The 24,100-nt window shown below is 61.8% G+C and carries 22 protein-coding genes and 2 pseudogenes; 14 read left to right on the top strand and 10 right to left on the bottom strand.

Annotated features, from left to right (window positions below):
* The 5 genes and pseudogenes from HJB91_RS22920 to HJB91_RS31170 all read left to right on the top strand — a co-directional run.
* Positions 1-161: pseudogene (locus HJB91_RS22920) on the top strand (S-(hydroxymethyl)glutathione dehydrogenase); the annotation flags it as partial.
* A gap of 2 nt (positions 162-163) precedes the next feature.
* Positions 164-1,000, top strand: a complete 837-nt coding sequence (gene fghA / locus HJB91_RS22915; protein WP_221155942.1) for an S-formylglutathione hydrolase — start codon at positions 164-166, stop codon at positions 998-1,000.
* Positions 1,001-1,055: 55 nt separating this feature from the next.
* Positions 1,056-1,628, top strand: a complete 573-nt coding sequence (gene gfa, locus HJB91_RS22910; protein WP_221123450.1) for an S-(hydroxymethyl)glutathione synthase — start codon at positions 1,056-1,058, stop codon at positions 1,626-1,628.
* A gap of 444 nt (positions 1,629-2,072) precedes the next feature.
* Positions 2,073-3,086 carry a GlxA family transcriptional regulator gene (locus tag HJB91_RS22900; protein WP_221147421.1) on the top strand — a complete coding sequence of 338 codons (1,014 nt, stop codon included), beginning with the start codon at positions 2,073-2,075 and terminating at the stop codon, positions 3,084-3,086.
* Between the two features lie 131 nt (positions 3,087-3,217).
* Positions 3,218-3,318 (top strand): annotated as a pseudogene (locus HJB91_RS31170) (LysR family transcriptional regulator); the annotation flags it as partial.
* Positions 3,319-3,454: 136 nt separating this feature from the next.
* On the opposite strand, the gene HJB91_RS22890 reads toward HJB91_RS31170, so the two are convergent.
* Positions 3,455-5,101, bottom strand: coding sequence for an acyltransferase (locus HJB91_RS22890; protein WP_221155948.1), 1,647 nt, complete (start codon positions 5,099-5,101; stop codon positions 3,455-3,457).
* Between the two features lie 301 nt (positions 5,102-5,402).
* Complete coding sequence (locus tag HJB91_RS22885; RefSeq protein WP_210631735.1) at positions 5,403-5,897, bottom strand: Lrp/AsnC family transcriptional regulator; 495 nt, start codon at positions 5,895-5,897, stop codon at positions 5,403-5,405.
* Between the two features lie 172 nt (positions 5,898-6,069).
* Here HJB91_RS22885 and HJB91_RS22880 point away from each other — a divergent pair, with 172 nt between their 5' ends.
* Both HJB91_RS22880 and putA read left to right on the top strand, forming a co-directional pair.
* Entirely contained in the window at positions 6,070-6,276 is a 207-nt protein-coding gene (locus HJB91_RS22880; protein WP_221147342.1) for a hypothetical protein, read from the top strand.
* 27 nt (positions 6,277-6,303) lie between these two features.
* On the top strand, positions 6,304-10,011 hold the full coding sequence (putA, locus tag HJB91_RS22875; RefSeq protein WP_221155941.1) for a trifunctional transcriptional regulator/proline dehydrogenase/L-glutamate gamma-semialdehyde dehydrogenase: 3,708 nt from the start codon (positions 6,304-6,306) through the stop codon (positions 10,009-10,011).
* A 167-nt stretch (positions 10,012-10,178) separates the two neighbouring features.
* On the opposite strand, the gene HJB91_RS22870 is transcribed toward putA, so the two are convergent.
* The gene (locus tag HJB91_RS22870; RefSeq protein WP_221155940.1) at positions 10,179-11,030 is read right to left on the bottom strand and encodes a sugar phosphate isomerase/epimerase; all 852 of its coding nucleotides are present in this window, start codon (positions 11,028-11,030) and stop codon (positions 10,179-10,181) included.
* On the opposite strand from HJB91_RS22870, the gene HJB91_RS22865 reads away from it, so the two are divergent.
* From HJB91_RS22865 to HJB91_RS22845, 5 genes are all read left to right on the top strand, one after another.
* Entirely contained in the window at positions 11,017-11,214 is a 198-nt protein-coding gene (locus HJB91_RS22865) for a hypothetical protein (protein ID WP_127248936.1), read from the top strand. The genes HJB91_RS22870 and HJB91_RS22865 overlap by 14 nt on opposite strands.
* 157 nt (positions 11,215-11,371) lie before the next feature.
* On the top strand, positions 11,372-12,259 hold the full coding sequence (locus HJB91_RS22860) for a sugar phosphate isomerase/epimerase (RefSeq protein WP_210631739.1): 888 nt from the start codon (positions 11,372-11,374) through the stop codon (positions 12,257-12,259).
* 57 nt (positions 12,260-12,316) lie between these two features.
* Positions 12,317-13,486 carry a mandelate racemase/muconate lactonizing enzyme family protein gene (locus HJB91_RS22855; RefSeq protein WP_210631740.1) on the top strand — a complete coding sequence of 390 codons (1,170 nt, stop codon included), beginning with the start codon at positions 12,317-12,319 and terminating at the stop codon, positions 13,484-13,486.
* Between the two features lie 2 nt (positions 13,487-13,488).
* Entirely contained in the window at positions 13,489-14,181 is a 693-nt protein-coding gene (locus HJB91_RS22850) for a FadR/GntR family transcriptional regulator (RefSeq protein WP_210631741.1), read from the top strand.
* Positions 14,182-14,202: 21 nt separating this feature from the next.
* A complete protein-coding gene (locus tag HJB91_RS22845) occupies positions 14,203-15,177 on the top strand; it encodes an NAD(P)-dependent oxidoreductase (RefSeq protein WP_221155939.1) in 975 nt (324 codons plus the stop codon).
* Positions 15,178-15,243: 66 nt separating this feature from the next.
* On the opposite strand, the gene HJB91_RS22840 is transcribed toward HJB91_RS22845, so the two are convergent.
* The 7 genes from HJB91_RS22840 to HJB91_RS22810 form a co-directional block, all read right to left on the bottom strand.
* Entirely contained in the window at positions 15,244-16,320 is a 1,077-nt protein-coding gene (locus HJB91_RS22840) for an ABC transporter ATP-binding protein (protein ID WP_221155938.1), read from the bottom strand.
* On the bottom strand, positions 16,320-17,429 hold the full coding sequence (locus HJB91_RS22835; protein ID WP_210631744.1) for an ABC transporter ATP-binding protein: 1,110 nt from the start codon (positions 17,427-17,429) through the stop codon (positions 16,320-16,322). The genes HJB91_RS22840 and HJB91_RS22835 overlap by 1 nt, the downstream gene beginning before the upstream one ends.
* The gene (locus HJB91_RS22830; RefSeq protein ID WP_210631745.1) at positions 17,426-17,629 is read right to left on the bottom strand and encodes a hypothetical protein; all 204 of its coding nucleotides are present in this window, start codon (positions 17,627-17,629) and stop codon (positions 17,426-17,428) included. Before HJB91_RS22830 ends, HJB91_RS22835 begins: the two co-directional genes overlap by 4 nt.
* Positions 17,626-18,585, bottom strand: a complete 960-nt coding sequence (locus HJB91_RS22825; RefSeq protein ID WP_003572879.1) for a carbohydrate ABC transporter permease — start codon at positions 18,583-18,585, stop codon at positions 17,626-17,628. The genes HJB91_RS22830 and HJB91_RS22825 overlap by 4 nt, the downstream gene beginning before the upstream one ends.
* Before the next feature lies 1 nt (position 18,586).
* On the bottom strand, positions 18,587-19,477 hold the full coding sequence (locus tag HJB91_RS22820; protein ID WP_405047677.1) for a carbohydrate ABC transporter permease: 891 nt from the start codon (positions 19,475-19,477) through the stop codon (positions 18,587-18,589).
* A 171-nt stretch (positions 19,478-19,648) separates the two neighbouring features.
* Positions 19,649-20,959 carry an ABC transporter substrate-binding protein gene (locus tag HJB91_RS22815; protein WP_210631747.1) on the bottom strand — a complete coding sequence of 437 codons (1,311 nt, stop codon included), beginning with the start codon at positions 20,957-20,959 and terminating at the stop codon, positions 19,649-19,651.
* Between the two features lie 351 nt (positions 20,960-21,310).
* The gene (locus HJB91_RS22810) at positions 21,311-21,949 is read right to left on the bottom strand and encodes a TetR/AcrR family transcriptional regulator (RefSeq protein ID WP_221155937.1); all 639 of its coding nucleotides are present in this window, start codon (positions 21,947-21,949) and stop codon (positions 21,311-21,313) included.
* A 98-nt stretch (positions 21,950-22,047) separates the two neighbouring features.
* On the opposite strand from HJB91_RS22810, the gene HJB91_RS22805 reads away from it, so the two are divergent.
* The gene (locus HJB91_RS22805; protein WP_221155936.1) at positions 22,048-23,244 is read left to right on the top strand and encodes a Tm-1-like ATP-binding domain-containing protein; all 1,197 of its coding nucleotides are present in this window, start codon (positions 22,048-22,050) and stop codon (positions 23,242-23,244) included.
* Positions 23,245-23,256: 12 nt separating this feature from the next.
* On the top strand, positions 23,257-24,099 hold the full coding sequence (locus tag HJB91_RS22800) for a phosphoenolpyruvate hydrolase family protein (RefSeq protein ID WP_221155935.1): 843 nt from the start codon (positions 23,257-23,259) through the stop codon (positions 24,097-24,099).
* The last annotated feature ends 1 nt before the right edge of the window (position 24,100 follow it).

The following is a 24,100-nucleotide window of genomic DNA, read 5'->3' as shown; positions in this document are numbered from 1 at the left end:
CGCGCGGCCGCACCGACGTGCCGAAGATCGTCGACTGGTACATGCAGGGCAAGATCCAGATCGATCCGATGATCACCCACACGATGCCGCTCGAAGACATCAACAAGGGCTTCGACTTGATGCACAAAGGCGAAAGCATCCGCGGCGTGGTGGTGTACTGAGAATGAAGACGATATCGGCTGATAAGTCTCACGGCGGCACACAGGGCGTCTATGTCGAACGTTCCGAGGCCTGCGATTGCGACATGACCTTCGCGGTGTTCCTGCCGCCGCAGGCGGCCGAGGGCAAGCTGCCGGTCCTATGGTATCTGTCCGGCCTGACATGCACGCATGCCAACGTCATGGACAAGGGCGAGTATCGGCGGCTTGCCGCCGAACTCGGTCTCGTCATTGTCTGCCCGGATACCAGCCCCCGCGGTGACCACGTTCCCGATGAGGCCGACAACTGGCAGTTCGGCAAGGGTGCGGGCTTTTATGTCGACGCCACCCAGCCGTCCTATTCGGCGAATTATCGCATGTACAGCTATATCGTCGACGAGCTGCCGCGGCTCCTTGCTGCGGAATTTCCGGTCGACATGGAGCGCCAGGGGATCTTCGGTCACTCGATGGGCGGACATGGCGCGATCACGATCGCGCTCAAGAACCCCGACCGTTTCCGCAGCTGCTCGGCCTTCGCGCCGATCAGCCATCCTTCGGTTTCCGGCTGGTCGAGACCGGCCTTCCGAAAATATCTCGGCGCCGATGAAAAGACCTGGCGGGCCTATGACGCCTGCTCGCTGATCGAGGACGGGCATCGGATCCCCGAACTGCTCGTCGACCAGGGAACGGCGGATAGCTTCCTGGAGGACGGTTTGCGCCCCGACGAACTCAGGCAAGCCTGCGAGGCGGCTGATATCGACCTCAGGCTTCGCATGCAGGAAGGCTACGGCCATTCCTACTTCTTCATTTCCACATTCATGGAGGACCATCTGCGCTGGCACGCGCAGAGGCTGGCAAAGTAGTTGCAGAGCTCGGCCGGGCATAATGCAAACGGCCAGGGAGGGAAGGAGAAAAGCAATGACCAGCATAGCCATACATCCCGCAGTGGATTCAGGCTTTCGAGCGACTGACGCTGCTTTCGCAGGCGGAACGCTCGTGTGCAACTGCGCGAGCAACCCGGTCAAGGTGAGGATCAAGGGTGACATCGCCCACAACCACGTCTGCGGCTGCACCAAGTGCTGGAAGCCGAAAGGCGCCGTCTTCTCGGTTGTGGCTGTAGCGCCGACCGAAAGCGTCGAGGTGCTGGAAAACGGCGACAAGCTCGCAGTCGTCGATTCCGCAGCCTTGATCCAGCGGCATGCCTGCAAGGAATGTGGCGTGCATATGTACGGGCCGGTCGAGCGCGAACATCCTTTCCAGGGACTGTCCTTCGTCCACCCGGAGCGCTTCCAGGAGGGCGGCTGGGCAAGGCCGACTTTTGCGGCGTTCGTATCGTCGATCATCGAAAGCGGCTTCGATCCTTCGAAGATGGACGCCGTCAGGGCGCAGCTGAAAGCGTTGGGCCTCGAGCCCTATGATTGTCTCTCGCCCGGCCTGATGGACTATATCGCAACTTGGACCGCCAAGAAGAGCGGCGTCCTGGCTGCCTGAACCTTCCGGGGAGCGCTGGCGTGCCGGCGCTCCCCGATCGAGTTCGGCATCTATTGATCGAGGGCGGCTCTCAATTCGCGGCTTACGGCTCCGGCAATTCGCCTCGACGTCGGCCACAAGCAGTGACCCCGCGATAGTATCAATCGCCGCGGCGGGACCATTGATGTCCCTCGGCCCAGTTCGAGGCATTCGGAATGACATCGGCAAAATGTCTGAATATCTGGGGAGAAATGATCTACGGCGCGATCAGGATGATCGATATCGCGGCTTCGATCAATGCGTCGATCGCTTCGTGGTATTGATTATCGTGATGAACTCTTGGTTCACTTGCGGAGGCTGGGCGCGCGTCATCGGCCACAACACCATTTGTGTTGACGATCGGCACCCGCTGGCGCACGGTTTTCAGATTAGATGAGCGCATTCAGAAACGGTGATGAGATGAATATCCGACCTGGGCAGCATCGGCAGGCAGACGGCGCTGCGAAACCCGCCGCCCGTCTCAAGGTTGGGTTTGTCTTGTCGCGGTCGTTCACGTTGTCCGCCTTTGCGCTGTTCGTGGATACGCTGCGGCTTGCCAGCGACGAGCAGGACCGTTCCGGACGGGTGCTTGCCGACTGGCAGGTGATCGGCAGCACGCGGCACCTGATCACCTCGAGCTGCGGCGTCCAGGTCGCTCCGACGTCGGACTTCGTCGATCCTACGCGCTTCGACTATATCGCCGTCGTCGGCGGCCTTCTGAGCGTGGAGAACCCCGTCGATCAGCAGACCATCACCTTCCTCAAGCAGGCGGATGCCAAGAAGGTGCCGCTGATCGGCGTGTGCACCGGTACCTTCATCCTTGCCGCGGCGGGCCTGATGAAGCGGCATGAATCCTGCGTCAGCTGGCTGCATTATAAGGAGTTCCGCGAGCGGTTCCCCGACCTCAGCGTTCGCTCCGACCGGCTCTTCAATCTCGATCGCCAGCGTGGGTCCTGCGCCGGCGGCAGCAGCAGTGCCGATATGGCGGCGCTGCTGGTCAGGAAATACATCAGCCGCGATGCCGAACGGAATGCGCTTGAAGTGCTGCAGATCGAGAAGGCCCGCGCTCCGGCCGACATTCAGCCCAGGCGTCCGCTCTACGACGATTATGACGACGCCCGCGTCAAGGCGGCGATGATTACCATGGAGCAGTTCGTCGATGGCAGCATGCCGATCGAGAAGCTTGCCGCCATGGTCGGGCTATCCAGGCGGCAGCTGGAGAGGATCTTCATCGAGAAGACCGGAATGTCTCCCGCCAAGGCCTATAATCGAGTCCGCATGGAACGGGCAAAATCGATCCTTGCCCAGTCGAAGGCGCCGCTGATCGAGATCGCGCTCGATGTCGGCTTCGAAAACGCATCGCAATTCACGAGGACGTTCAAGCGCACATTCGGGCAGACACCCTCGCAGCATCGCGCGGCGGCTTTGAGAGCGCACTGAACACGAGACCGTTTCAGATATCCTCCCAGGGAAGCTGTCCAGCCGCTCCGCGCCCTTCGTCGTGACCCTGGATTTCCAGATTGATGCTCCCGGAGCCGGCTCGTCGATCAGGCTTTCGACATTGAGCATGCGTCACCCAGGCAAGCGTCAGCCGGCAGGTCGCTGCCCTCGAGGAGGAGCTCGGCCAGCCGCTGGTCCTGCGTATCACCGGGCGATCGAGCCGACGGCTGCCTGATCGGCACTTTCCCGAGGACGGAGCCCTGGTGCGCTTCGAGACAAACGAGCTTGCCGCCGAAGATCGCTACAAAGTGATCGTGCGGTCGAGGCCAGGTGCAGCAATGCCCGCAAACTCGCCGCCGCCTGGTTGATTACAGGCCGAGCCCGGGCGTTGCCGTCCGGTGTACGCCCTTGGGAATGAAGGCGAAACGATCCGCAAGGCCGAGGAAATCAGCCGACAGGTGGATGACCGAAAGCCACATCTCCGTTCCCTGCAGGCTCGGCTCGGTACCATCGGCGAACGGGAATCCCTCGCCGTCCCGCCATCTGTCCAGCGCCCTTGCAATGAGATCACGGGCAATCGCCTCACCATCTGCCCGCCGATAATCGGTCTGTCGGGCAATCAGCAGCAGGGGATGGATCGTGTCGAGCAGGTTGCAGGCATTATGCTTCGCGCCGACGAAGCCCTTGTGGTTGCGGTAGTTGAGGTGAACCGTTTCGAGGGCGGCGTGGGGGTGCGGAAGCGGAACGCCGAACTGGGCGTAAGTGCCGCGTGTCAGGCGATAAAAACCGTTCACCGGCTGGAGCCATCCCTCCAGCGCCGTCGGCTCGCCCCATAGGCCGGAGACGCTGTTGGCATTGCGGTTCAGCCACTCGAACAGCGGTTGGCGCGATTGCCGGAGGCCGAAATACCGGGCGTTGAAATACATGGCCGTGCCGATGGCGTCGACCGCGCTGCCGGCGTGCCATGCCCTGCTTTGCCAGGGCAGCGCACTCAGCCATTCGTCCAGCTCTCCGGCATCGAGATCGACCGCCCCGACAGGATGCCGCGGATTCGAGCCGAGCAGTTCAAGCGCGTAGCCGACCGAAAGAACATTGTAGAGCGCTTTCGGATCATCCCTCAGCGACGTTCCGTGCACGCCCGTACGGTCTTCAGGAAAAAGGCCTGTGTCGCGATCCTGGAGGCCTTGTAGCCGCTCGATTGTCTCGGACGGATCGAGGCCGGGCGGCAGCTGGCCAAAACCGGCTGCGATCTCGATCGCATCACAGAGATGCCGGATCGCCGGCCTTTTGACGCCATCCGCCTCGAGCGATTCATAGGAAACCTCGGTTTTCCAGCGCGCAAGAATCTCCGGCCATTGCTCCTTCGCCTTCTGTCCGAGCCTGACCAACTGGTCTTCAATGTTTCTCGCTGTGGATTTCGGGGGCGCGCTGCCCCGACGCCGCAGCACCCGCGCAGGGACGCCGCCGGCGATCGCCATGGGGGAAATATCCCCCGTAACGACTGCCCCGGCGGCAATGACGGCGCCTTTGCCGATTGTGACGCCGTCGAGGATCACGCAATTGGCGCCGATCCAGACGTCGTCACCGATGGCGATGCCGAGGCTGATGACGCCCTGGCGGTGTATGGGGCGATCAGGATCGTCGAAGCCATGATTGAAGCCGACGATCGATGCATGCGAGGCAATGCGGACCCCATTGCCGCACGTCACCTTTCCGGAAACGCAGGCATAGGGATTGACGGAACAATCGTCGCCGAGGATGACATCGCCGCGCACGAGAGCGTGCCCCGCAATCCACGACCGCTCGCCCATCGTCAGGCTTTCGGTGAAGATCGCGGCGTTCTCCGCGACATAGGAGGTCTCTGCCAGTTCCGCGCCGCAGGACCGCCTGAGCGCGGCTTTGCGGGCGAGGTGAGTGGGATGGTCGAGGTCCGACGCGATGCGTTCCCAGGGGAGATATCGCAGCCGGCGTGGTTCGTTCTCTTCGCTCGCCGATACTTGCGGGCTGTGATCCATCGTGCTCCTCATTCTCAGATTCCGCCGTCGGCTGTTCGTCTGCCTTGGCGGTCTTGCCTGACTACATCAGATGGCGTGCTTTGTGTGAAAGCAAGACCGTCGAAGGCGCGTTCTGGGGAGGTCAGCGCGTCGCCCAGGCATAAGGGGAGGGTGTATCACGGGCGTCGTTCTGCAGCACGAATGAGGTGGTCAGCAGCGCCAGGCCGATCGTTGCCGATGAAACCAAGCGCACGCGGCAGGAAACCGAGACACGGCTGCGCGGCCCGCGAGGCAACTGCCCCAACGGCTTAGACGTTCATGATCACGAAAGACTCGAACCGAATTTGTCCCAGCCTTCCTTGATCGTTTCCATCGCGACATTTGTCGAAGTGTTGGCAACATGCGGCAGGGTCGAGATGCGTTCGCCCAGGACGCGGCGGTAGCGGCCGATATCGCGGGTGCGGATCTTCAGGAGATAGTCGAACCGGCCGGCGATCATGTGGCACTCTTCGACCTCCCTGATCTTCTTGATGGCCTCGTTGAAGCTTTTGAGCGCAGCCTCGCGGGTGTCGGAAAGTTTCACCTCGACGAAGGCAATATGGTCGAGCTGCATTTTCGCGGGGTTGAGGACGGCTTTGAAGCCTTCGATATAGCCGTCGTTGATCAGCCGCTTGAAGCGGATCTGGCAAGGCGTCTTCGAAAGCCCGACGCGCGCCGCGAGATCGGTGATCGACAACCTGCCATCCTCGGCCAGCGCCGCGAGGATCTTTCTGTCGAACTGGTCCAAATCACTATATGTGTCGGTTTCTGTGGCCATATGAACTCTTGGCGATCGGTTTATAAGTTCATACAGCTTGAAAATGGCTAAAATCAAGTGAGATCGCGATTTGCGGCTGTGATAGATTATGCGTCGGCAAATGGGAGGACGGCGTGAGCGTCTGGCGCATTGCCGGGATCGGCAGCGGCACCGCACCACAGGGGGATCATGGATGCACGGGAAACAAATCGATGACGATCAGAAGCCGGACTTGCTCGTCCACTACAGGCCGGTGGCGATAAGAGCGGTTGCGGCCGCATTCACCCTCAAGCGCGACAAGCCGGAGGCGCGCCCGCTTCGCGAGACGGAATATTCCGGTCCGGCTTTTCTGGATGATGCACTCTGGGATGACGAGCCAGGTGTTCCATTTATCCGCTAAACAGATTTTGATTGAACAGGGACTCCCATGTTGAACGCAGCGATCGACCCCGCCTCCTCCATTGATCCCGCTGAGGGCGCTCCATTCGCCGCCTTCGCGCCGCCGATCCGGCCGCAATCCGAGCTTCGCCAGGCAATCACGGCCGCCTATCGCCGCCCGGAAACCGAATGCCTGCCGCCGCTCGTTGCCGCCGCACGCGTTTCCGAGGCGAAGCGTTATGATATCCGCAACACGGCCCGCACTCTGATCGAGGCGCTGCGTGCCAAGCACAAGGGCACCGGCGTCGAAGGGCTGGTTCAGGAATATTCGCTTTCCAGCCAGGAAGGCGTGGCGCTCATGTGCCTTGCCGAAGCACTGCTGCGCATTCCCGATACGGACACCCGCGATGCGCTGATCCGCGACAAGATCGCCGAGGGCAACTGGACCTCGCATATCGGCGGCGGCAAATCCATGTTCGTCAACGCCGCCACCTGGGGTCTCGTCGTCACCGGCAAGCTCACCTCGACGGTCAACGACCGCAGCCTGTCGGCGGCGCTGACGCGGCTGATCGCGCGTGCCGGCGAGCCGGTCATCCGCCGCGGCGTCGATATGGCGATGCGCATGATGGGCGAGCAGTTCGTCACCGGCGAAACGATCGAGGAGGCGCTGAAGCGCGCCCGGCCGCTCGAAGCGCGCGGCTTCCGCTATTCCTACGACATGCTGGGCGAGGCGGCGACAACCGCAGCAGACGCCGAGCGCTATTTCAAGGATTACGAGAAGGCGATTCATGCCATTGGCAAGGCAGCGGATGGGCGCGGCATTTATGACGGCCCCGGGATTTCGATCAAGCTTTCGGCCCTGCATCCTCGCTATGTGAGAGCGCAAGCCGGCCGGGTGATGGGCGAGTTGCTGCCGAAGGTCAAGGCGCTCGCCGCTCTCGCCAAGTCCTATGATATCGGCCTCAATATCGATGCCGAGGAAGCCGACCGGCTGGAGCTTTCGCTCGATCTTGTCGAAGAACTCTGCTTTGCTCCGGAGCTTGCCGGATGGAACGGGCTCGGCTTCGTCGTGCAGGCCTATGGCAAGCGCTGCCCCTTCGTGCTCGATTACATCATCGATCTCGCCCGCCGCTCCGGGCGCCGGATGATGGTCCGGCTCGTCAAGGGCGCCTATTGGGATGCGGAGATCAAGCGCGCTCAGCTGGATGGTCTCGACGATTTTCCGGTCTATACCCGCAAGATCTATACGGACGTCGCCTACATCGCCTGCGCGCGCAAGCTGCTTGCCGCCGCCGATGCCGTCTTCCCGCAATTCGCCACCCACAATGCGCAGACGCTCGCCACGATCTATCATCTGGCAGGGCCCGACTTCGCAGTCGGCAAATACGAGTTCCAGTGCCTGCACGGCATGGGCGAACCGCTCTATGACGAGGTGGTCGGCAAGGATAAGCTCGACCGGCCCTGCCGCATCTATGCCCCCGTCGGGACGCATGAGACGCTGCTAGCCTATCTCGTCCGCCGCCTGCTCGAAAACGGCGCCAACTCCTCTTTCGTGCATCGCATTTCCGATCCCAATGTTTCGGTCGAGGCGCTGATCGCCGATCCGGCCGAGACCGTCGCGGCCATGCCCGTCGTCGGCGCCCCGCATGTGCAGATTGCCGCGCCCCAGGCGCTTTACGGCAGCGCCCGGACCAATTCGAGCGGCCTCGATCTCTCGAGCGAAGCCACGCTTTCCGATCTGGCGGAGACGCTGGCTTCCACGGCTGCGATGCCCTGGCATGCGGTTCCGATTCTCGCCGATGGCTCCACGGATGGCGTGACGCGCGATGTCCCCAATCCTGCCGATCACAGCGATGTCGTCGGCACAGTGACCGAGCTGAAGGTCGAGGAAGCCGCCCGCGTTGTTGCGATGGCAGCCGAGTATGCGCCGCAATGGGCGGCCGTGCCGCCGGCAGAGCGTGCCGCATGTCTTGATCGGGCCGCCGACATTATGCAGGCCCGTATCAAGGTGCTGATGGGCATCGTCATGCGCGAAGCCGGCAAATCCGCCGCCAACGCCGTCGGCGAAGTGCGCGAGGCGGTCGATTTCCTGCGCTATTATGCTGATCAGGCGCGCAAGACCCTCGGGCCGTCGCATCTGCCGCTCGGCCCGATCGTCTGCATCAGCCCGTGGAACTTCCCGCTGGCGATTTTCACCGGCCAGGTTGCCGCAGCCCTCGTCGCCGGCAATCCCGTGTTGGCGAAACCTGCCGGTGTGACGCCGATCATCGCTTCGGAGAGCGTCAAGATTCTCCACGAGGCCGGTGTGCCCGTCGGCGCCCTGCAATTCGTGCCCGGCAGCGGCCGCCTTGGCGCCGGCATGGTCGGGGCTCGGGAAACGGCAGGTGTCATGTTTACCGGCTCGACCGAAGTTGCCCGCATGATCCAGGCGCAGCTCGCCGAGCGCCTGTCAGCGACCGGCAAGCCGATCCCGCTGATTGCCGAAACCGGCGGCCAGAACGGCATGATCGTCGATTCGTCCGCCCTGGCCGAACAGGTCGTGGCCGACGTCGTGACATCGGCTTTCGACAGCGCCGGCCAGCGCTGCTCGGCGTTGCGCGTCCTCTGCCTGCAGGACGACGTCGCCGACCGGACGCTCGCTATGCTGAAGGGGGCTTTTCGTGAATTGACCATCGGCCGCACCGATCGCCTGAGTATCGATGTCGGGCCTGTCATCAACGACGGCGCGAAGGCGGAGATCGACCAGCATATCGAAGCGATGCGGGCCGCCGGCCGCAAGGTGGAGCAGCTGCCGCTGCCGCAAAGCGCAGCAAAAGGCACCTTCGTTCCACCGACGATCATCGAGATCAAGTCGCTGTCTGACCTGACGAGGGAGATCTTCGGTCCGGTCCTGCATGTCGTCCGCTTCAAGCGAAACGGCCTCGATCGGCTGATCGACGACATCAACGCCTCGGGTTACGGCCTGACATTCGGCCTTCACACCCGGCTTGACGAAACGATCGCCCATGTGACGAGCCGCATCAAGGCCGGCAACCTCTACGTCAACCGCAACATCATCGGCGCTGTCGTCGGCGTGCAGCCTTTCGGCGGCCGTGGCCTGTCGGGAACCGGTCCGAAGGCCGGCGGCCCGCTCTATATCGGCCGGCTGGTGCAGCGCGCCCCGGTGCCGCCGCAGCAGGATTCCGTTCATACCGACCTCGCCCTTCGCGATTACATCGTCTGGCTCGACAAGAAGGGCCTGACGGTCGAAGGGGAAGCGGCGCGCGGCTATGCGAGCCGATCGGCGCTCGGGCTCGAACGTGAGCTCACCGGCCCTGTCGGCGAGCGCAATCTCTATGCGCTCCATCCGCGCGGCCGTATCCTGCTCGTGCCGCAGACCGAAACCGGACTGCACCGCCAGATCGCCGCGGCCCTTTCCACCGGTAACCACGTCGTCATCGACGCGGGTTCGATATCGAAGCCTGTCCTGGCGGACCTTCCGGCAGCTGTGGCCGGGCGTCTTTCCTGGACATCGGATTGGGAAAAGGACGGGCCTTTCTCCGGTGCGCTCGTCGAAGGGGACCGCGACAGGGTTCTTGCCGTCAACCGGAAGATCGCCGCGCTGCCCGGCCCGCTTCTGCTGGTCCAGGCCGCGACAAGCGAGGAACTGGCGAGCGATCCCGAAGCCTACTGCCTCAACTGGCTGCTGGAAGAAGTGTCGACTTCGATCAACACAGCGGCGGCCGGCGGCAATGCGAGCCTGATGGCCATCGGCTGAGGCACGAGACGGACGCGCTGAAAACGCACCTCTTGCCGGCAAGCGAGAGAAACCGGCGGTCTGCGTGAGCAGCGCGCCCCCCGCATTCCTTCTGGCAGCTCGGCCGTGTCCGCCGTCTGCCGTGCTGTGCAGCCCTGCCGGCACCGAAACCTTTGGTCGGTTGGCGGTTATGCCGCCGCCTCCCATCCGTCGCGGATATGACGGTACCCTTCACGATAAACCGATTCCGGTGTCTCGAAAAAGTCGCGCCAGACCTTCGTTGCGGCGGCGAGCTCCTCGAGCGCCCGACCAAAGGCTTCGATTGTCAGCCATCCGTCGTAGCCACTCGCGCGCAGTGCCCTGAACGTCTCCGCCCAGGGAATGTTGCCACGCCCTGGAACGCCGCGGTCGTTCTCCGAAATGTGGACATGCACGATGCGGTCACTGTTGCGCGTAAAAGCGCCGACAGGATCGGTTTCTTCGATATTGCTGTGAAACGTGTCGTACATGGCACGGATATTCGGATGTCCGACCGCGTCGATATGGGCCGCAAGGTCGTCCATCGTGTTGAACAGGTAACATTCGAAACGGTTCAGCGCCTCAAGTCCTATCGTAACGCCGTGCTTTGCTGCATGATCGCCAATCGCCAATTGCGAGGAAACCGAGCGCTTGAGTTCCGCCGCGCTTGGCCCGCTTCCGGAAAATTTGCCGAGCGTCGAATGCAGCGGCCCGCTCAGCATAGTCGCGCCAAGCGCATTGCTGCAGTCGATTGCCCATTTCACGTAGTCAATGCCGCGTCTGCGGGTTGCCGCGTCGGAAGCGATCAGGTTCATCCGGAGGTCGCCCATGGCGGAAACGGCGGTCCGTTCCAGACCGATCCGGTCGAGCAACGCCGCCAGCCGTCGGTAGTCGTCGGGTTTGCCCGAAAAGATCGGGATCTCGACGCCATCAAAACCCGTCTCCTTGATATCGCGTAACAGTGCCTCGTGTTTTGGGCCGACAGCTGTCGTCCAGAGGAACATGCACATGCCGATCTTCATCTCTCCCCCTTGGCACTTCGCCACTGCGTTGCGGCGTCCGCGCTTATCACTTCCCAAATCTGGTCATACCAAAATGGCGGCTCTGGTCAAGCCGCTGCGCTCACCACTGGGAGCGGGGATTCCGCGCATGAGCGGGAAATACAGCGACAAACAACCGAATACGCCGACTTTCTCGACATTTTGAGGCCGTCTTGCGGACGCTCGGGAATTGGGTTAGAGCTTTCAGATAACAAAAATTGGCCAAACCAGATGGCCGCCGGTAATGAGATTGGCCATCATAAGGTGACGTTTCGATGCCAAGCTGCTGTCGAGCTTGGCCGCAACAGTCTAGGAGGAACCTCATGCATCTTTCTACGCACAACTGGATGCGGGCTGAACCGCTCGCCGTCACGCTGAAACGCATCAAAAAATATGGCTACGAGAGTATCGAGATATCCGGCGAGCCGGCACAGTACGACGTGAAGGAGACGCGTGCGCTGCTGAAAGAGCATGGCATCCGCTGCTGGGGCGCTGTTACCCTGACGCTCGGCGAGCGAAATCTTGCCGCCAGGGATGAGGGCCAGCGCGCCCGGTCCGTGGACTATGTCAAGAGCGTCATCACCATGGTCAGCGAACTCGAGGGCGAGATCCTCACGCTCGTACCGGCAACAGTCGGCAAGGTGGTGCCGGATGGGACCGAGGAGGAAGAGTGGACATGGGTGGTGGACGCCACCAGGGAGTGTTTTGCTCACGCTCAAAAGAGGGGGGTGCGGATTGCCGTCGAGCCGCTCAACCGTTTCGAGACCTATTTCTTCAACCGTGCCGCCCAAGCGCTGGCGCTCGCCGATGCCGTCAGCCCTGAATGCGGAGTCTGCCTGGATGCCTTCCACCTGAACATCGAAGAGGAAGACATCTATGAGGCGATCCGGCTCGCCGGGAAACGCCTGTTCGACTTCCACGTCGCCGATAATAATCGTTTCGCCGCCGGCCTCGGCCACCTCGACTGGCCGAAGATCATCGGCACGCTCAAGGAGATCGGTTACGACGGCGCCGTCACCAACGAATTCGTCGCTCCGGTTGATCGAACGCCGGCCACCAAATATCCGGACATGGTCGAGCGCAACCCCGTCGACATCCCCCCGGAACAGCTGAAATTTATCCAGGACCACGGCTCGAGCCTGCTCACCGAGAAATTCTACGACGATCAGATGCGGATCACCGCCGAGACGATCCTGCCGCTGATCAAGTAACGAATGGAAGATATCTCCCGCGGCCCACCGCGGGCCTTGAGGAGCGGGGGCAGAGACATGCGTATCAAAAGCGTCGAGGCCTGGTGGGTCAAGATTCCCATCGAGGCGAGCCGTCAGCACCGCAGCGACTTCGGCCGCCTGATGACCTTCGACAGTGCGATCCTGCGTATCGAGACGAACGACGGCATTGTGGGCTGGGGGGAAGGTAAGAATGCCGCGGGCAGTGCCGGCAGCTATGGCACGCTGGTGCACATGATCAATCACGAGGTAGGGCCCAAGCTCATCGGCCGCGATCCTGGCGACATCTTCACCATATGGGAAATGCTCTACAACGGTGTACGCCACGAGACGGCGGCGAGTTCGGGTCACGCCATGCCCGAGATCGCGCGGCGCGGCCTTTCGGTCGCTGCGATCAGTGCGGTCGACATAGCGCTCTGGGACATCCTCGGCAAGTCGCTCGGCGTCCCAGTCTGGAAGCTGCTGGGTGGCCGCAAGGCGGACCGCTTGCCTGCCTATGCCTCGGGCGGTTGGGAGAGCACGGACCGGATCGGCGAGCAGCTCCGGTCCTATATCGCGGCAGGCGGTTTCAAGTCAGTCAAGATGCGCGTCGGCGCGATGGACGGTGCGCCGCATGTCTCGGCAGCGCGCGTGCGTGCCGCTCGCAAAGCTGTCGGCCCCGACGTCGATCTAATGGTCGATGCGCATGGCACATATACTGTTGGCGAAGCGAAGCGCTTTATCCAGATGGTTGCGGACTGCGACCTCGCCTGGTTCGAGGAGCCTGTCATAGCCGATGACAAGCCGGGCATGGCGGAGGTGCGCGCGGCCGGGAACGTGCCGATCGCTGCCGGCGAGAGCGAGGCGACGCGTTTCGCCTTCCGAGATCTTGCGATGCTCCGGGCCGCAGACATATTCCAGCCCGATCCGGCTTTCTGCGGTGGCATTACGGAAGCGATGCGCATCAGTTCGCTCGCCAGCGCCTTCAACCTCCGTTTCGCACCGCATCTTTGGGCTGGGGCGCCCTGCTTCTTTTCCGGTCTGCACGTGTGCGCGGCCTCTCCGGCAAGCTTCGTCATCGAATATTCCCTCGGCGCAAATCCGATGATCCACGATCTTGTCGAGGACGCTGTGTCTGTAAAGGACGGTATGATAGAGATCCCGGACCGACCTGGCCTGGGCTTCACGATCAATCAGAGGGTCCTGGAGACTCACGCGCAAAGACAGTGACGATGAAAGAAAACTCCCTCCTCTCCGATCTCGCAGCTTATCTTTTCTCAAACTCGAGCGACACCGGCCGCACGCCATCGGAGCGCGAGCTTGCAGAACATTTCACCGTCAGCCGGGGCCAAATTCGCGAGGCATTGGCGATCCTGGAGGCAATGCGCATCGTAGAGCGTCGAGCCAAGTCGGGCATCTATTTGACGACCACGGAGGCGAGCGTGGAGGCAATGGCGCTTTTTGCCCGCGCCGGCGTTCCCCTTGACCCCATTCTGATCTACGAGACCGTGGAGCTTCGCAAGATCCATGAGATCAAGGCTGCGGAACTCGCCTGCGGCCGGGCGACGGAGGAGAATTACAAGCGCTTGCGCGATATACTCGCTGCGTCCGAGGCGAAGCTTGCCGCGGGCGAGGGGCTGGCGCGCGAAGACCGGGATTTCCATCTGGAGATCGTTCGAGCCACCAAGAACAGCGTCTTCTATCGGGTGTGCAGCGTCTACTACGTCATGGGCGAACACCGGCTGCCTATCTATTTTGCCGATGCCGCCCGAAGCCGGCGCTCGCATGAGGAGCATATCCGCATTTACGAAGCGCTGCTTGCCCGAGACGGCAATCTCGCCCAGGCGCTGATGAGCGCGCATCTTCAAGGTGCGGAAAGCTATTGGAAGGGTCTTATCGGCGGTCCAGCGACGGCGGCCGGATAGGCGTAACCGGCGGGGAGGCCGATGAGCTTCATCTTTTCCACACATCCCCTGCACCCCGCGGCCAAGGCCGTGCTTGAGGGGGCGGGTGATCTGCGCGTAGCTTCCGCGCCCGATCCGGAAACCTTGCTGCGAGAAGGACGCGGCGCGGGTATTGTCGTCGTGCGCGCGCCGATCCCGCCGGCCTTCTTCGAGGATGCGCCAGCGCTTCGCGCGGCGATCCGCCATGGTGCGGGCCTCGACATGGTTCCAATGGAGGCGGCGACCCGCGCCGGCGTGCTTGTCGCAAACGTCCCCGCTGTCAATGCGTCGACTGTCGCCGAGCACGTATTCTTGGTGACATTGGCCCTGCTGAGACGCTTCCGCCAAATGGACCGGGAACTGCGTCAGGACGGCTGGGCGGCGGGCCGCGCCGAGTCGGATGCGGCCGTCGACCTCGGCGGCCGCACTATGGGCATCGTCGGTATGGGCAATGTCGGCAAGGCGATCTTCAAGATCGCGAAGTTCGGCTTTGGCCTGGAGGTGGTCGCAACGAGCCGGTCGCCGGAAAGCGTGCCTGCGGGCGCGCGCTTCCTGGCGATCGATGAGCTTGTTGAGCGGGCCGACATCGTCGTGCTCTGCTGCCCGTTGACGCCGGAGACGACTGGCTTGCTCAATGCCGGGCGCATCGGTCGGCTGAAGCCAGGAGCAATCCTGATCAACGTGTCACGCGGTCCCGTCATCGATGATGCGGCGCTGATCCAGGCGCTAGGCGATGGCCGAATTCGCGGAGCAGCGCTTGATGTCTTTGCAACGCAGCCATTGCCGCTCGACCATCCCTATTTCGGCTTCGCCAACGTCATCGTCACTCCGCATCTGGCTGGTCTGACGGAAGAGAGCATGATGCGCATGGGGACAGGTGCGGCCAGCGAAGCGCTGCGCGTCATCAGAGGCGACTTGCCCGTCAATTTGCGCAATCCCGAAGTGGTAGAACACTACCGCCGGCGCTTTCCGGCATAGGCCGTCCGACCGGGAACGTTGGTTGCCTGCCGCGCCACCGAGACCATTTGTATTGGGTGGATCAGGTCAGCCTGCGTGCCGCAGGCTGACCCCGCTTCCGGCGTCAAACAGGACGACCTTCTCCGGATTCCACGAAAAGCGAACCGTATCCTCGATCCGCAGCGCCGTTTGCGTCGGCACGGTCGCGTGGATAAACTTCTCGCCGGTGCGCAGTGTCACGATCTTTTCGACGCCATGGTTTTCCACGTCGTGCACCCGTGCTTCCCCCGGCGCGCCACTGTCGAGGAAGATGTCCTCCGGGCGAATGCCGAAGGTGAGCGGGCGGCCGTCCGTCGCAATTGCGTGGTCGCTGCCCAACGGCAGCCGATAGCCCTCGCTGGCCACCGCCTCGCTGCCGGCGAGCGTGCCGTTGATCAGGTTCATCGGCGGTGAACCAACGGCGCACGCGACGAAGGTGTTGACCGGATTCCGGTAGATCTCCTGCGGTGTCCCGGTCTGCACCAGTTGACCGTTGTTCAGGACGCCGATCTTGTCGCCCATCGACATGGCCTCGATCTGGTCATGAGTGACGAAGAGGAAGGTCGCGCCGAGGTTCATCTGCAGGTTCTTCAACTCCGTGCGGAGTGCTTCGCGAAGCTTCGCGTCGAGCGCCGAAAGCGGCTCGTCCATCAGGAACACGCGCGGCTTGCGCACGATGGCACGGCCGATAGATACGCGCTGCATCTCGCCTCCCGACAGCCGGTCCGTCTTGCGGTCGAGCAGATGCTCGATGCGCAGGGTCTTCGCAACCCGAGCGACGCGTTCCTTGATTTCCTCTGGCTCAATGCGGCGGATGCGGGATTTTAATGGAAATTCCAGGTTCTCTCGGACCGTGTAGCGCGGGTAAAGCGAGTACTGCTGGAGCACCAGGGCCACGTCCCGCTCGGCGGCGCCCCAGTCGGCGACGTCGTGCCCGTCGATGTAGATCTGGCCTGCGGTGGGCTTTTCGAGCCCGGCGATCAGGCGAAGCGTCGTTGTCTTGCCGGCGCCGGTCTGCCCGAGCAGCACGAAGAACTCGCCGTCAGCGATGTCGATGTTCAGGTTTTTCAGTGCCGTGTGGCTGCCGAAAGTCTTGGTAATGCCCTTAAGTTCGATATGCGCCATCAGAGTCTGATCCCGAGCGATGAACCGGTTGCCGTATTGAAGAAATGAGCCTGGGCGGGGTCGATGCGTGCCCAGACGGCTTCGCCTGGACCGGGTACGAAACCGCTTTTGGTTCGCGCCCTGATCATTTGCTGGCCGACCTTCAGGTCAACGATATCGTGTGAGCCGAGCGGCTCGATAATATGCGCCTCGACCGGCACGAAGCCCTCACGTGCTTCCCGTGAAACGATCACGCCCTCGGGCCGAACCCCGAGTGTTAGCTGGCCGTTCGCGGCCTTCGCGTCAGAGAGACGGTTGGCCAGTGCGGCGGGGAACTCAAAGCCCGTTACGCCGTCGCCAACCTGCACGCGCGTATGGTCGCCCGTTTCGCTGACGGTTGCCGGCGCCATGTTCATCACCGGGCTTCCGACAAACTGCGCGACAAACATGTTGGCGGGTTGACCGTAAACCTCTTCCGGCGTGCCGATCTGCTGGAGGATGCCCTCGTGCATGATGACGATGCGGTCGGCGAGCGACATGGCCTCCACCTGGTCATGCGTCACGTAGATCGTGGTTGAACCTTGCTTGATGTGCAGACGCTTGATTTCCGCCCGCATCTCCTCTCTCAGCTTCGCGTCCAGCGCACCGATCGGCTCGTCCATCAGCATGGCCTTCGGCCGTCGCACCAGAGCGCGGCCGATTGCGACACGTTGCATGTCTCCTCCTGACAGTGCCGAAGGCTTGCGGGCCAGCAACTCGGTGATGCGCAGAACCGCGGCGATTTCCCGGACCGCCTTATCGACATCGGCGCGGCTCATCCGGGTGGCGCGGAGCGGGAAGGCGATGTTTTCGTAGACCGTCATGTGCGGATAGAGCGAAAAGGATTGAAACACCATCGCGATGTCCCGGCCGGATGCCTTGATATGTTGCACCGGCTTGCCGTCGATTAGGATGTCGCCTTCGTCGATCGTCTCCAGGCCGGCGACGGCGCGCAATGTCGTCGTCTTCCCGCAGCCCGATTGTCCGAGCAGCACGATGAACTCGTTATCGGCAATGGCGAGATTAAGGTCTTTGATGACCTGGACGGCACCGAAATATTTCTGAATGGCGCGAAGCTCGATCTGCGTCATGACTGGCTGCCTTCGTCTGATTGCGCGTCCCGGGGGATTTTGGTCGCCACCATGAAGGCGATCAGTCCGACCAGCGTCATCGTCATGCCGTAGCGGTGCAGGAACAGGTTCCAAGGCTGGCAGAGCGCGATAATGCCCAAGATCATCAGATACTGCGAACCGGGTTCGAGATATTTCTGGTTGAAGGCGCGCAAGGTCATTTGCGGATCGCTCCGAAGCTCATGCCGCGCAGGAGATGGTTCCTGAGCAGGAACGTGAAGATCGCGACCGGTAGCAGGAACAGGAACGTACCGGCCGCAATGACCGTCCAATCCGGCAGGCCGGAGCCGACCTGGCTCGGAATGAAGGGTGGAGCGGTTTGCGCGCGCCGGTTCGTCATGATCAGCGCAAACGCATATTCGTTCCAGGCCGTTATGAAGCAGAAGACGGCGGTCGCAGCGATGCCGGTGGCCGCTTCGGGGATGACGATCTTGAAAAACGCCTCCATCCGCGTGTAGCCATCGACGAGCGCGGCCTCCTCGTATTCCTTTGGGATCTCGTCGATGAAACCCTTCATCAGCCAGACGGAGAAGGAAAGATTGAAGGCGGTGTAGAGGATGATCAGCCCCCAATGCGTGTCGTTGAGGCCGACGGCGCGGTACATCAGGAACATCGGGATCGCCACGACGACGGGCGGCAGCATGCGCGTCGACAGGATGAAGAAGAGAAGGTCGGCCTCCCCTTTCACTCTGAAGCGCGAGAAGCCATAGGCGGTGAAGGTTCCCATGCCGACTGCCAGCACCGTGGACGTGATCGCGACGATCAGCGAGTTCATGAAGCGGTTCGGATAGCCGGATGGCTGCACCTCGCCGCGGCCGGAACGGACGATTTTCTCACCACCGTCGAACACCATCCGCTCCCACCAGGGGGCGGCGGCATATTCTTCGGGGGTCGGCACGCCACGCAGCTGCGAGCGCTTGGTGAAGAGCTTCACGAAAGGCGAGAGCTCCGGCTCGAAGAGCACTGTCGGTGGTATGGTGGTGGCGAGGTTGCGGGGCTTGAAGGCCGTCGAGGTGATCCAGTAGATCGGCGCCAGGAAGATCAGCGTAATGACAAGTACGGCGGCGATTGCCACCCGGTTCAGCGCGCGTTCGGAGCGGGTTTGAACGGCGGCCATCTCAGCGTTCCTTCACTTTGTTGAGGTACTTGACGTAGATATTGGTGATGGCGAGAATCATGATGAGAACGATGTAGGCGAGTGCGCAGGAGCGCCCGGTCTGCCACTCCTGGAAGGCCATTTTATAGAGCCGGATGGAGATCACCTCAGTCGTCGGCTGGCTGGTCAGGATGTAGGCGAGGTCGAAGGTCTTGAAGGCTTCCATCGTACGGAAGATGATTGCGATCATCAGGATCGGCGCCACAAGCGGCAGCGTGATGCGGAAGAAGGTATAGAACGGTCCTGCCCGGTCGATCGCCGCTGCCTCGTAGAGATGCTTTGGCACGGCCGAAAGGCCGGCGAGCGACAGCAGCATCACGAAGGGCGACCACATCCAGATGTCAGTGATGGCAACCGCATAAAGCGCCACATCCGGATTCGACAGCCACTCGAAGGAGCCGAGACCGAGCGTGTAGTTTATGATGCCAAACGAGGGATCGTAGAGCAGCTTCCAGAACAGACCGACCACTGCCATCGATAGCATCATCGGCAGTAGCAGCAGTGTCGTCAGGAGACCCTTCAGCGGAATATCGCGGTTGAGCAACATGGCCGTGCCGAAGCCGACGATCACCTGTCCCGTAACAGAGACGATCACATATTTTGCGGTGATGGCGAAATTCGACCAGATGAACGGGTCGTTCAGCAGTTCGCGGTAGTTCTGCAGGCCGACGAAGTTGGCTGGTGCGTTCGACGAGGCGCGAAAGTCGGTGAAGGAATAGCCGAGCGAATAGATCAGCGGAAAGATGTTGAAGACGATCAGAAACAGGATCGTCGGGATGATGAACAGATTGCGAATGTGAATGTCGCTCATGCCGCGGGATGCGGCACGCGATTTCGTGTCCAGCGATATCATGACTGCGGTGGCCAATCCTCTCCTCCTCCGAGAGTTCGGCGCCTGATGCCGGAAGGCATCACGATGCGCGAAGTGAATGCCGGGCGCCGCGCCCTCTCGAACCGCGCCCCTGGGCGCGAGATGCAGAATGAAACTGGAGGGGCGGCCAGGCCCCTCCGCTGATCGCGTCTGCTATTTGTTGCGTCCGTATTTCTTGAACGTCGCATTCCAGTCCGCTGCCAGAGCGTCGAGCGCTTCCTTCGCCGTGCCTTGGCCGGCCGTGACGAAGGGGTAAATGCGTTGGTTCGCCTGGATCAGCAGCTCGGCGTATTCAGGCGTTGCCCAGAAGTCCTTGACCTTGAACATGGTCTCGTAGAAGGCCTTGTTATAGGGCGTCGCGTTCTGAAATTCCGGGGATTCGAGCACCTTGGCGCTTGCCGTGTAGCCACCGAGTTCAGCCCAGCGCTTCTGGGTCTCGTCCTTGATGAACCATTCGAGGAATTTCATCGCCTCTTCCTGGTTCTTTGAGTAGGAGATGACCGATATGCCTTGTCCGCCGAGTGCTGCGAACTGCTCGCCATTCGGGCCTGCCGGATTGGCAAAGAATCCGGTAACCTTGGCATTCGGGTTCGAGGCCTCATTCACTAGAGCCGGGAAGAAGGCGAAATAATTCATGCTCATCGCGGCCAAGTTTTCGGTGATCGCCTGGTTGTTCTCGACGAAGAAGGACTTGGCCCAGCCTGGAGGCGTAAAGCCGTAGAGCTCGCGATAAAGTTCGAGCGCTTTGACGTTCTTCTCCGAGTTGATGATGCCGTCGACCTTGTAGTTCTGGTAATCGCCGAGTTCGCCTCCAAACGAGAAGATCGCGTTTTCGACCCCCATGACGAGCCCGTCGTAAGAATTGTCGGTGTAGATGGCGATGCCGTAGCGCTTCTGGTCTGGACGGTGGAAGAACTCGGCGATGTCGCGCATCTGGGCCCAGGTCTTTGGCGGGGCGAGATCGTAGCCGTATTTCGCCTTGAATGCCTCCATCTCCTTGGGGTCTTCGAACCAGTCCTTGCGGTAGGACCAGCCGACGGCGTCACCCTCTGCAGGAATTGACCAGTACTTCTTCGAGTTTGCCGGATACTCGGAGTAGTATTTCACCGTTGCCGGAGCCATCACCTGAGTCAGATTGTGCTTGGTGAAAAAATCGGTCAGATCGACGTAATGTCCTGCTTCCGACGCCGCCCCGATCCACTGGCTGTCGCCGACGACCAGGTCATAGGCTGAGCCCTTTGCATTGAATTCGGTGAAGGCCTTGGTCTGAAAGTCGGCCCATGGGGTGGTCTCGACAGTGACCTTGACGCCCGTTTCAGCCTCGTATTCGTTTGCAAGTTCCTGAAGGTAATTTGCCGGGTCCCACTCGGCCCAGAAAATCGTCAGTTCCTGGGCCTGTGCGGACGTTCCGCAGGCCCACATCAATCCGACACCGGCAACGAGACCGGTCATAGTTTTGCGCATAACGTTTCCTCCCATTTATGCACCTTCCCGCGTCGTCGCGGGCCTCCCGATCCGGCTTCTTGATCCTTCTGGGTTGATTTCGTGCTTGAGTCCTCCCCGACCCCAGCGCGTTTCAGATCTCAAGCCTGAATATTATTCCCTGATCTGGTAGTACCAAACTCCATTACCGTCAAGAGCGACCCACGGAGAGCTTTCATCTTCGGTTCTTCTTCCAGACTTCTGGATATATTCCCGTAGCCGCGGCTTACCTAAGCAGTTTTGTCGGGCGGCCTCAAATTCCTTGTCGCAAATCCCGGCCATGATGTAGGACATGTTACTTCATCTGGTCGAACCAGTTGGCGGGCTGCGATGTCATGCACTACCCTCCGCCTGCCGTAGTGCGCTGTCGACGAGCGCCTTGGCGGCCCACTCGGCAACAGATTGCGCGCCTTCGGAGGTCAGGCCCCAGATATCCTTCAACACGATCAGCACCTCGACGCCGAAGACAAGCGAAAGCGCCTGCGTAAGGCGCTCCCGGGACTCCGCTGGCACGCTGCCCTGCAGGGGCGCCGTCACGCACTTCAGCAGGTCGACACGGTGGCCGCGCTTGAACAGCGGTTCGTTGCCGAGCGTGCCCGCCTGGCGCTGCGCCCACTGGTCCAGCGAAAGTTTCAGCGCCGCCTTGAAGGTGGCCTCGAACTCGTCGATCCGCGGCATCGCGGTCGCCAAAAGGTCGGCAACGCGGGTGCGTGCATCCGGACTGTCGGACGACCAGCCGAGTATTGGTCCCAGAGCCTCATCCACCACGGCATGCACGAGCGCGGCCTGGCTCGGAAAGTAACGGTAGGCGGTCGCCCGCGAGACCTCAGCAGCCTCGGCCACTTCGCTGACCGAGGGCGTAATGCCGGACTGCATGAGCCGCGTTGCTGTTTCGAGCATCAGTTTTCGCGTGCGGGCACGCGGGCCTCGCTCGGTCCTGGCTGTTTCGTTCTGTTGACGTGAGACATCCATATCTTTATGATACGCGCGTCTCACAAATTTGCAAGGGCCATCCTTTGCTCCGAACGTGGGATATGCTGGGAGGAAACCCGCCCGGTTGCGGAGGGGAAATGAAGCAGATCTACGTGGTTGGCACGGCTGACACGAAGGGCGAGGAGCTTGATTATCTCGCCGCTTGCATCGAGGCGTCGGGCGGGGCGGTTACCCGCGTCGACGTCGGCATCCGTGAGCCTCGGACCACCGTCGACGTGGCGGCTGACACGGTTGCCGCTTGCCATCCCGAGGGTGCTGGAGCCGTCCTTTCCTGCGAAGACCGCGGAAGGGCGGTCGAAGCGATGGGCATTGCCTTCGCGCGCTTCCTGGTGGCGCGCCAGGACATCGCCGGCATCATCGGTATCGGCGGAGGCGGGGGCACCTCGATTATTACTGCGGGCATGCGCCAATTGCGGCTCGGCCTGCCAAAGATCATGGTATCGACGCTCGTCTCCGGCAATGTTGCTCCCTATGTCGATGTTTCCGACATCGTGATGATGCCTTCGGTCACGGACATGGCTGGCCTGAACCGGCTTAGCCGGGTCATCCTTCACAACGCTGCCCAGGCGATTACGGCGATGTCCAGCCGGCCGGCTGAGGTGACGGCATCGAAGCCGGCGCTCGGGCTCACCATGTTCGGCGTGACCACACCTGCCGTATCCGCCATGGTCGAGCGCCTCCGGCCGGACTATGACTGCCTGGTATTCCACGCGACCGGAACGGGCGGGCGCGCGATGGAGAAGCTTGCCGACAGCGGCCTGATCTCAGGCGTGCTCGACATCACGACCACCGAGGTCTGCGACCTGCTTGTCGGGGGTGTTTTGCCGGCCACCTCCGACCGTTTCGACGCGATTGCCCACACGGGTCTGCCCTATGTCGGCTCGGTCGGCGCGCTTGATATGGTGAACTTCTGGGCGCCGGATACCGTCCCCGAACGCTATGCCGGCCGGCTGTTTTACCGCCACAATCCAAACGTCACCTTGATGCGCACGACCTCGGCAGAATGCGCTGAGATCGGCCGCTGGATCGGCGACAAGCTCAATCTTTGCCACGGCCCCGTGCGCTTCCTCATTCCCGAGAAGGGTGTCTCGGCCCTCGACATTGAAGGCGGTGCGTTCTTCGACCCAGAAGCCGACGCCGCGCTTTTTGCCGCGCTCGAGGCGACGGTGAAGCCGACGGCGTCGCGACGTATTGTTCGATTGCCGCTCCATATCAACGATCCGGATTTCGCAGAAGCCGCCGTCGCCGCCTTTCGTGACATTGCCAAACCGTGAGAGACAAAATCGATGCCAGCCATACCCCGCAAGACCATCCTCGAAAAATTTCACGGCATGATCGCAGCCGGCGTGCCGATCGTCGGCGGTGGTGCCGGCACCGGCATCTCCGCCAAGGCCGAGGAGGCAGGCGGCATCGACCTCATCATTATCTACAATTCCGGGCGCTACCGCATGGCGGGGCGCGGCTCGGCGGCAGGACTGCTGGCCTACGGCAACGCCAACGAGATCGTGAAGGAGATGGCGCTCGAAGTGTTGCCGGTCGTGAAAAAGACGCCGGTGCTCGCCGGCGTCAATGGCACGGACCCCTTCGTGCTGATGCCGCGCTTCCTTGCCGAGCTGAAGGCGATGGGCTTTTCAGGTGTGCAGAACTTCCCCACGGTTGGCCTCTTCGACGGCAGGATGCGGCAGAGTTTCGAGGAGACGGGTATGAGCTACAATCTGGAGGTCGAGATGATAGCCACCGCCCATGGGCTCGATCTGCTGACCACGCCCTATGTTTTCAACGAGAGCGAGGCTATCGCCATGACCGGCGCCGGCGCCGATATTGTCGTGGCGCATATGGGGGTGACGACCGGCGGCACGATCGGCGCCACATCCGGCAAGTCGCTCGATGACTGCATCGACGAGATCACCGCGATCGCCAAGGCGGCGCGGTCGGTGCGCGACGACGTCATCGTGCTCTGTCACGGTGGTCCCATCTCCATGCCGGAGGATGCGCGTTACGTTCTCGAGCGTTGTGCTGGCTGCCATGGTTTTTACGGCGCAAGCTCGATGGAGCGACTGCCGGCCGAGGCGGCAATCCGCAAGCAGACGGAAGATTTCAAGGCGCTCGCTGTCGGCGCGGTCGTCTGAG

It is taken from the genome of Rhizobium sp. NLR10b (assembly GCF_019685435.1).
Taxonomy (GTDB): domain Bacteria; phylum Pseudomonadota; class Alphaproteobacteria; order Rhizobiales; family Rhizobiaceae; genus Rhizobium.
Note: the sequence above shows the minus strand (reverse complement) of the source record. Positions and strands in the feature narration are given on the sequence as shown.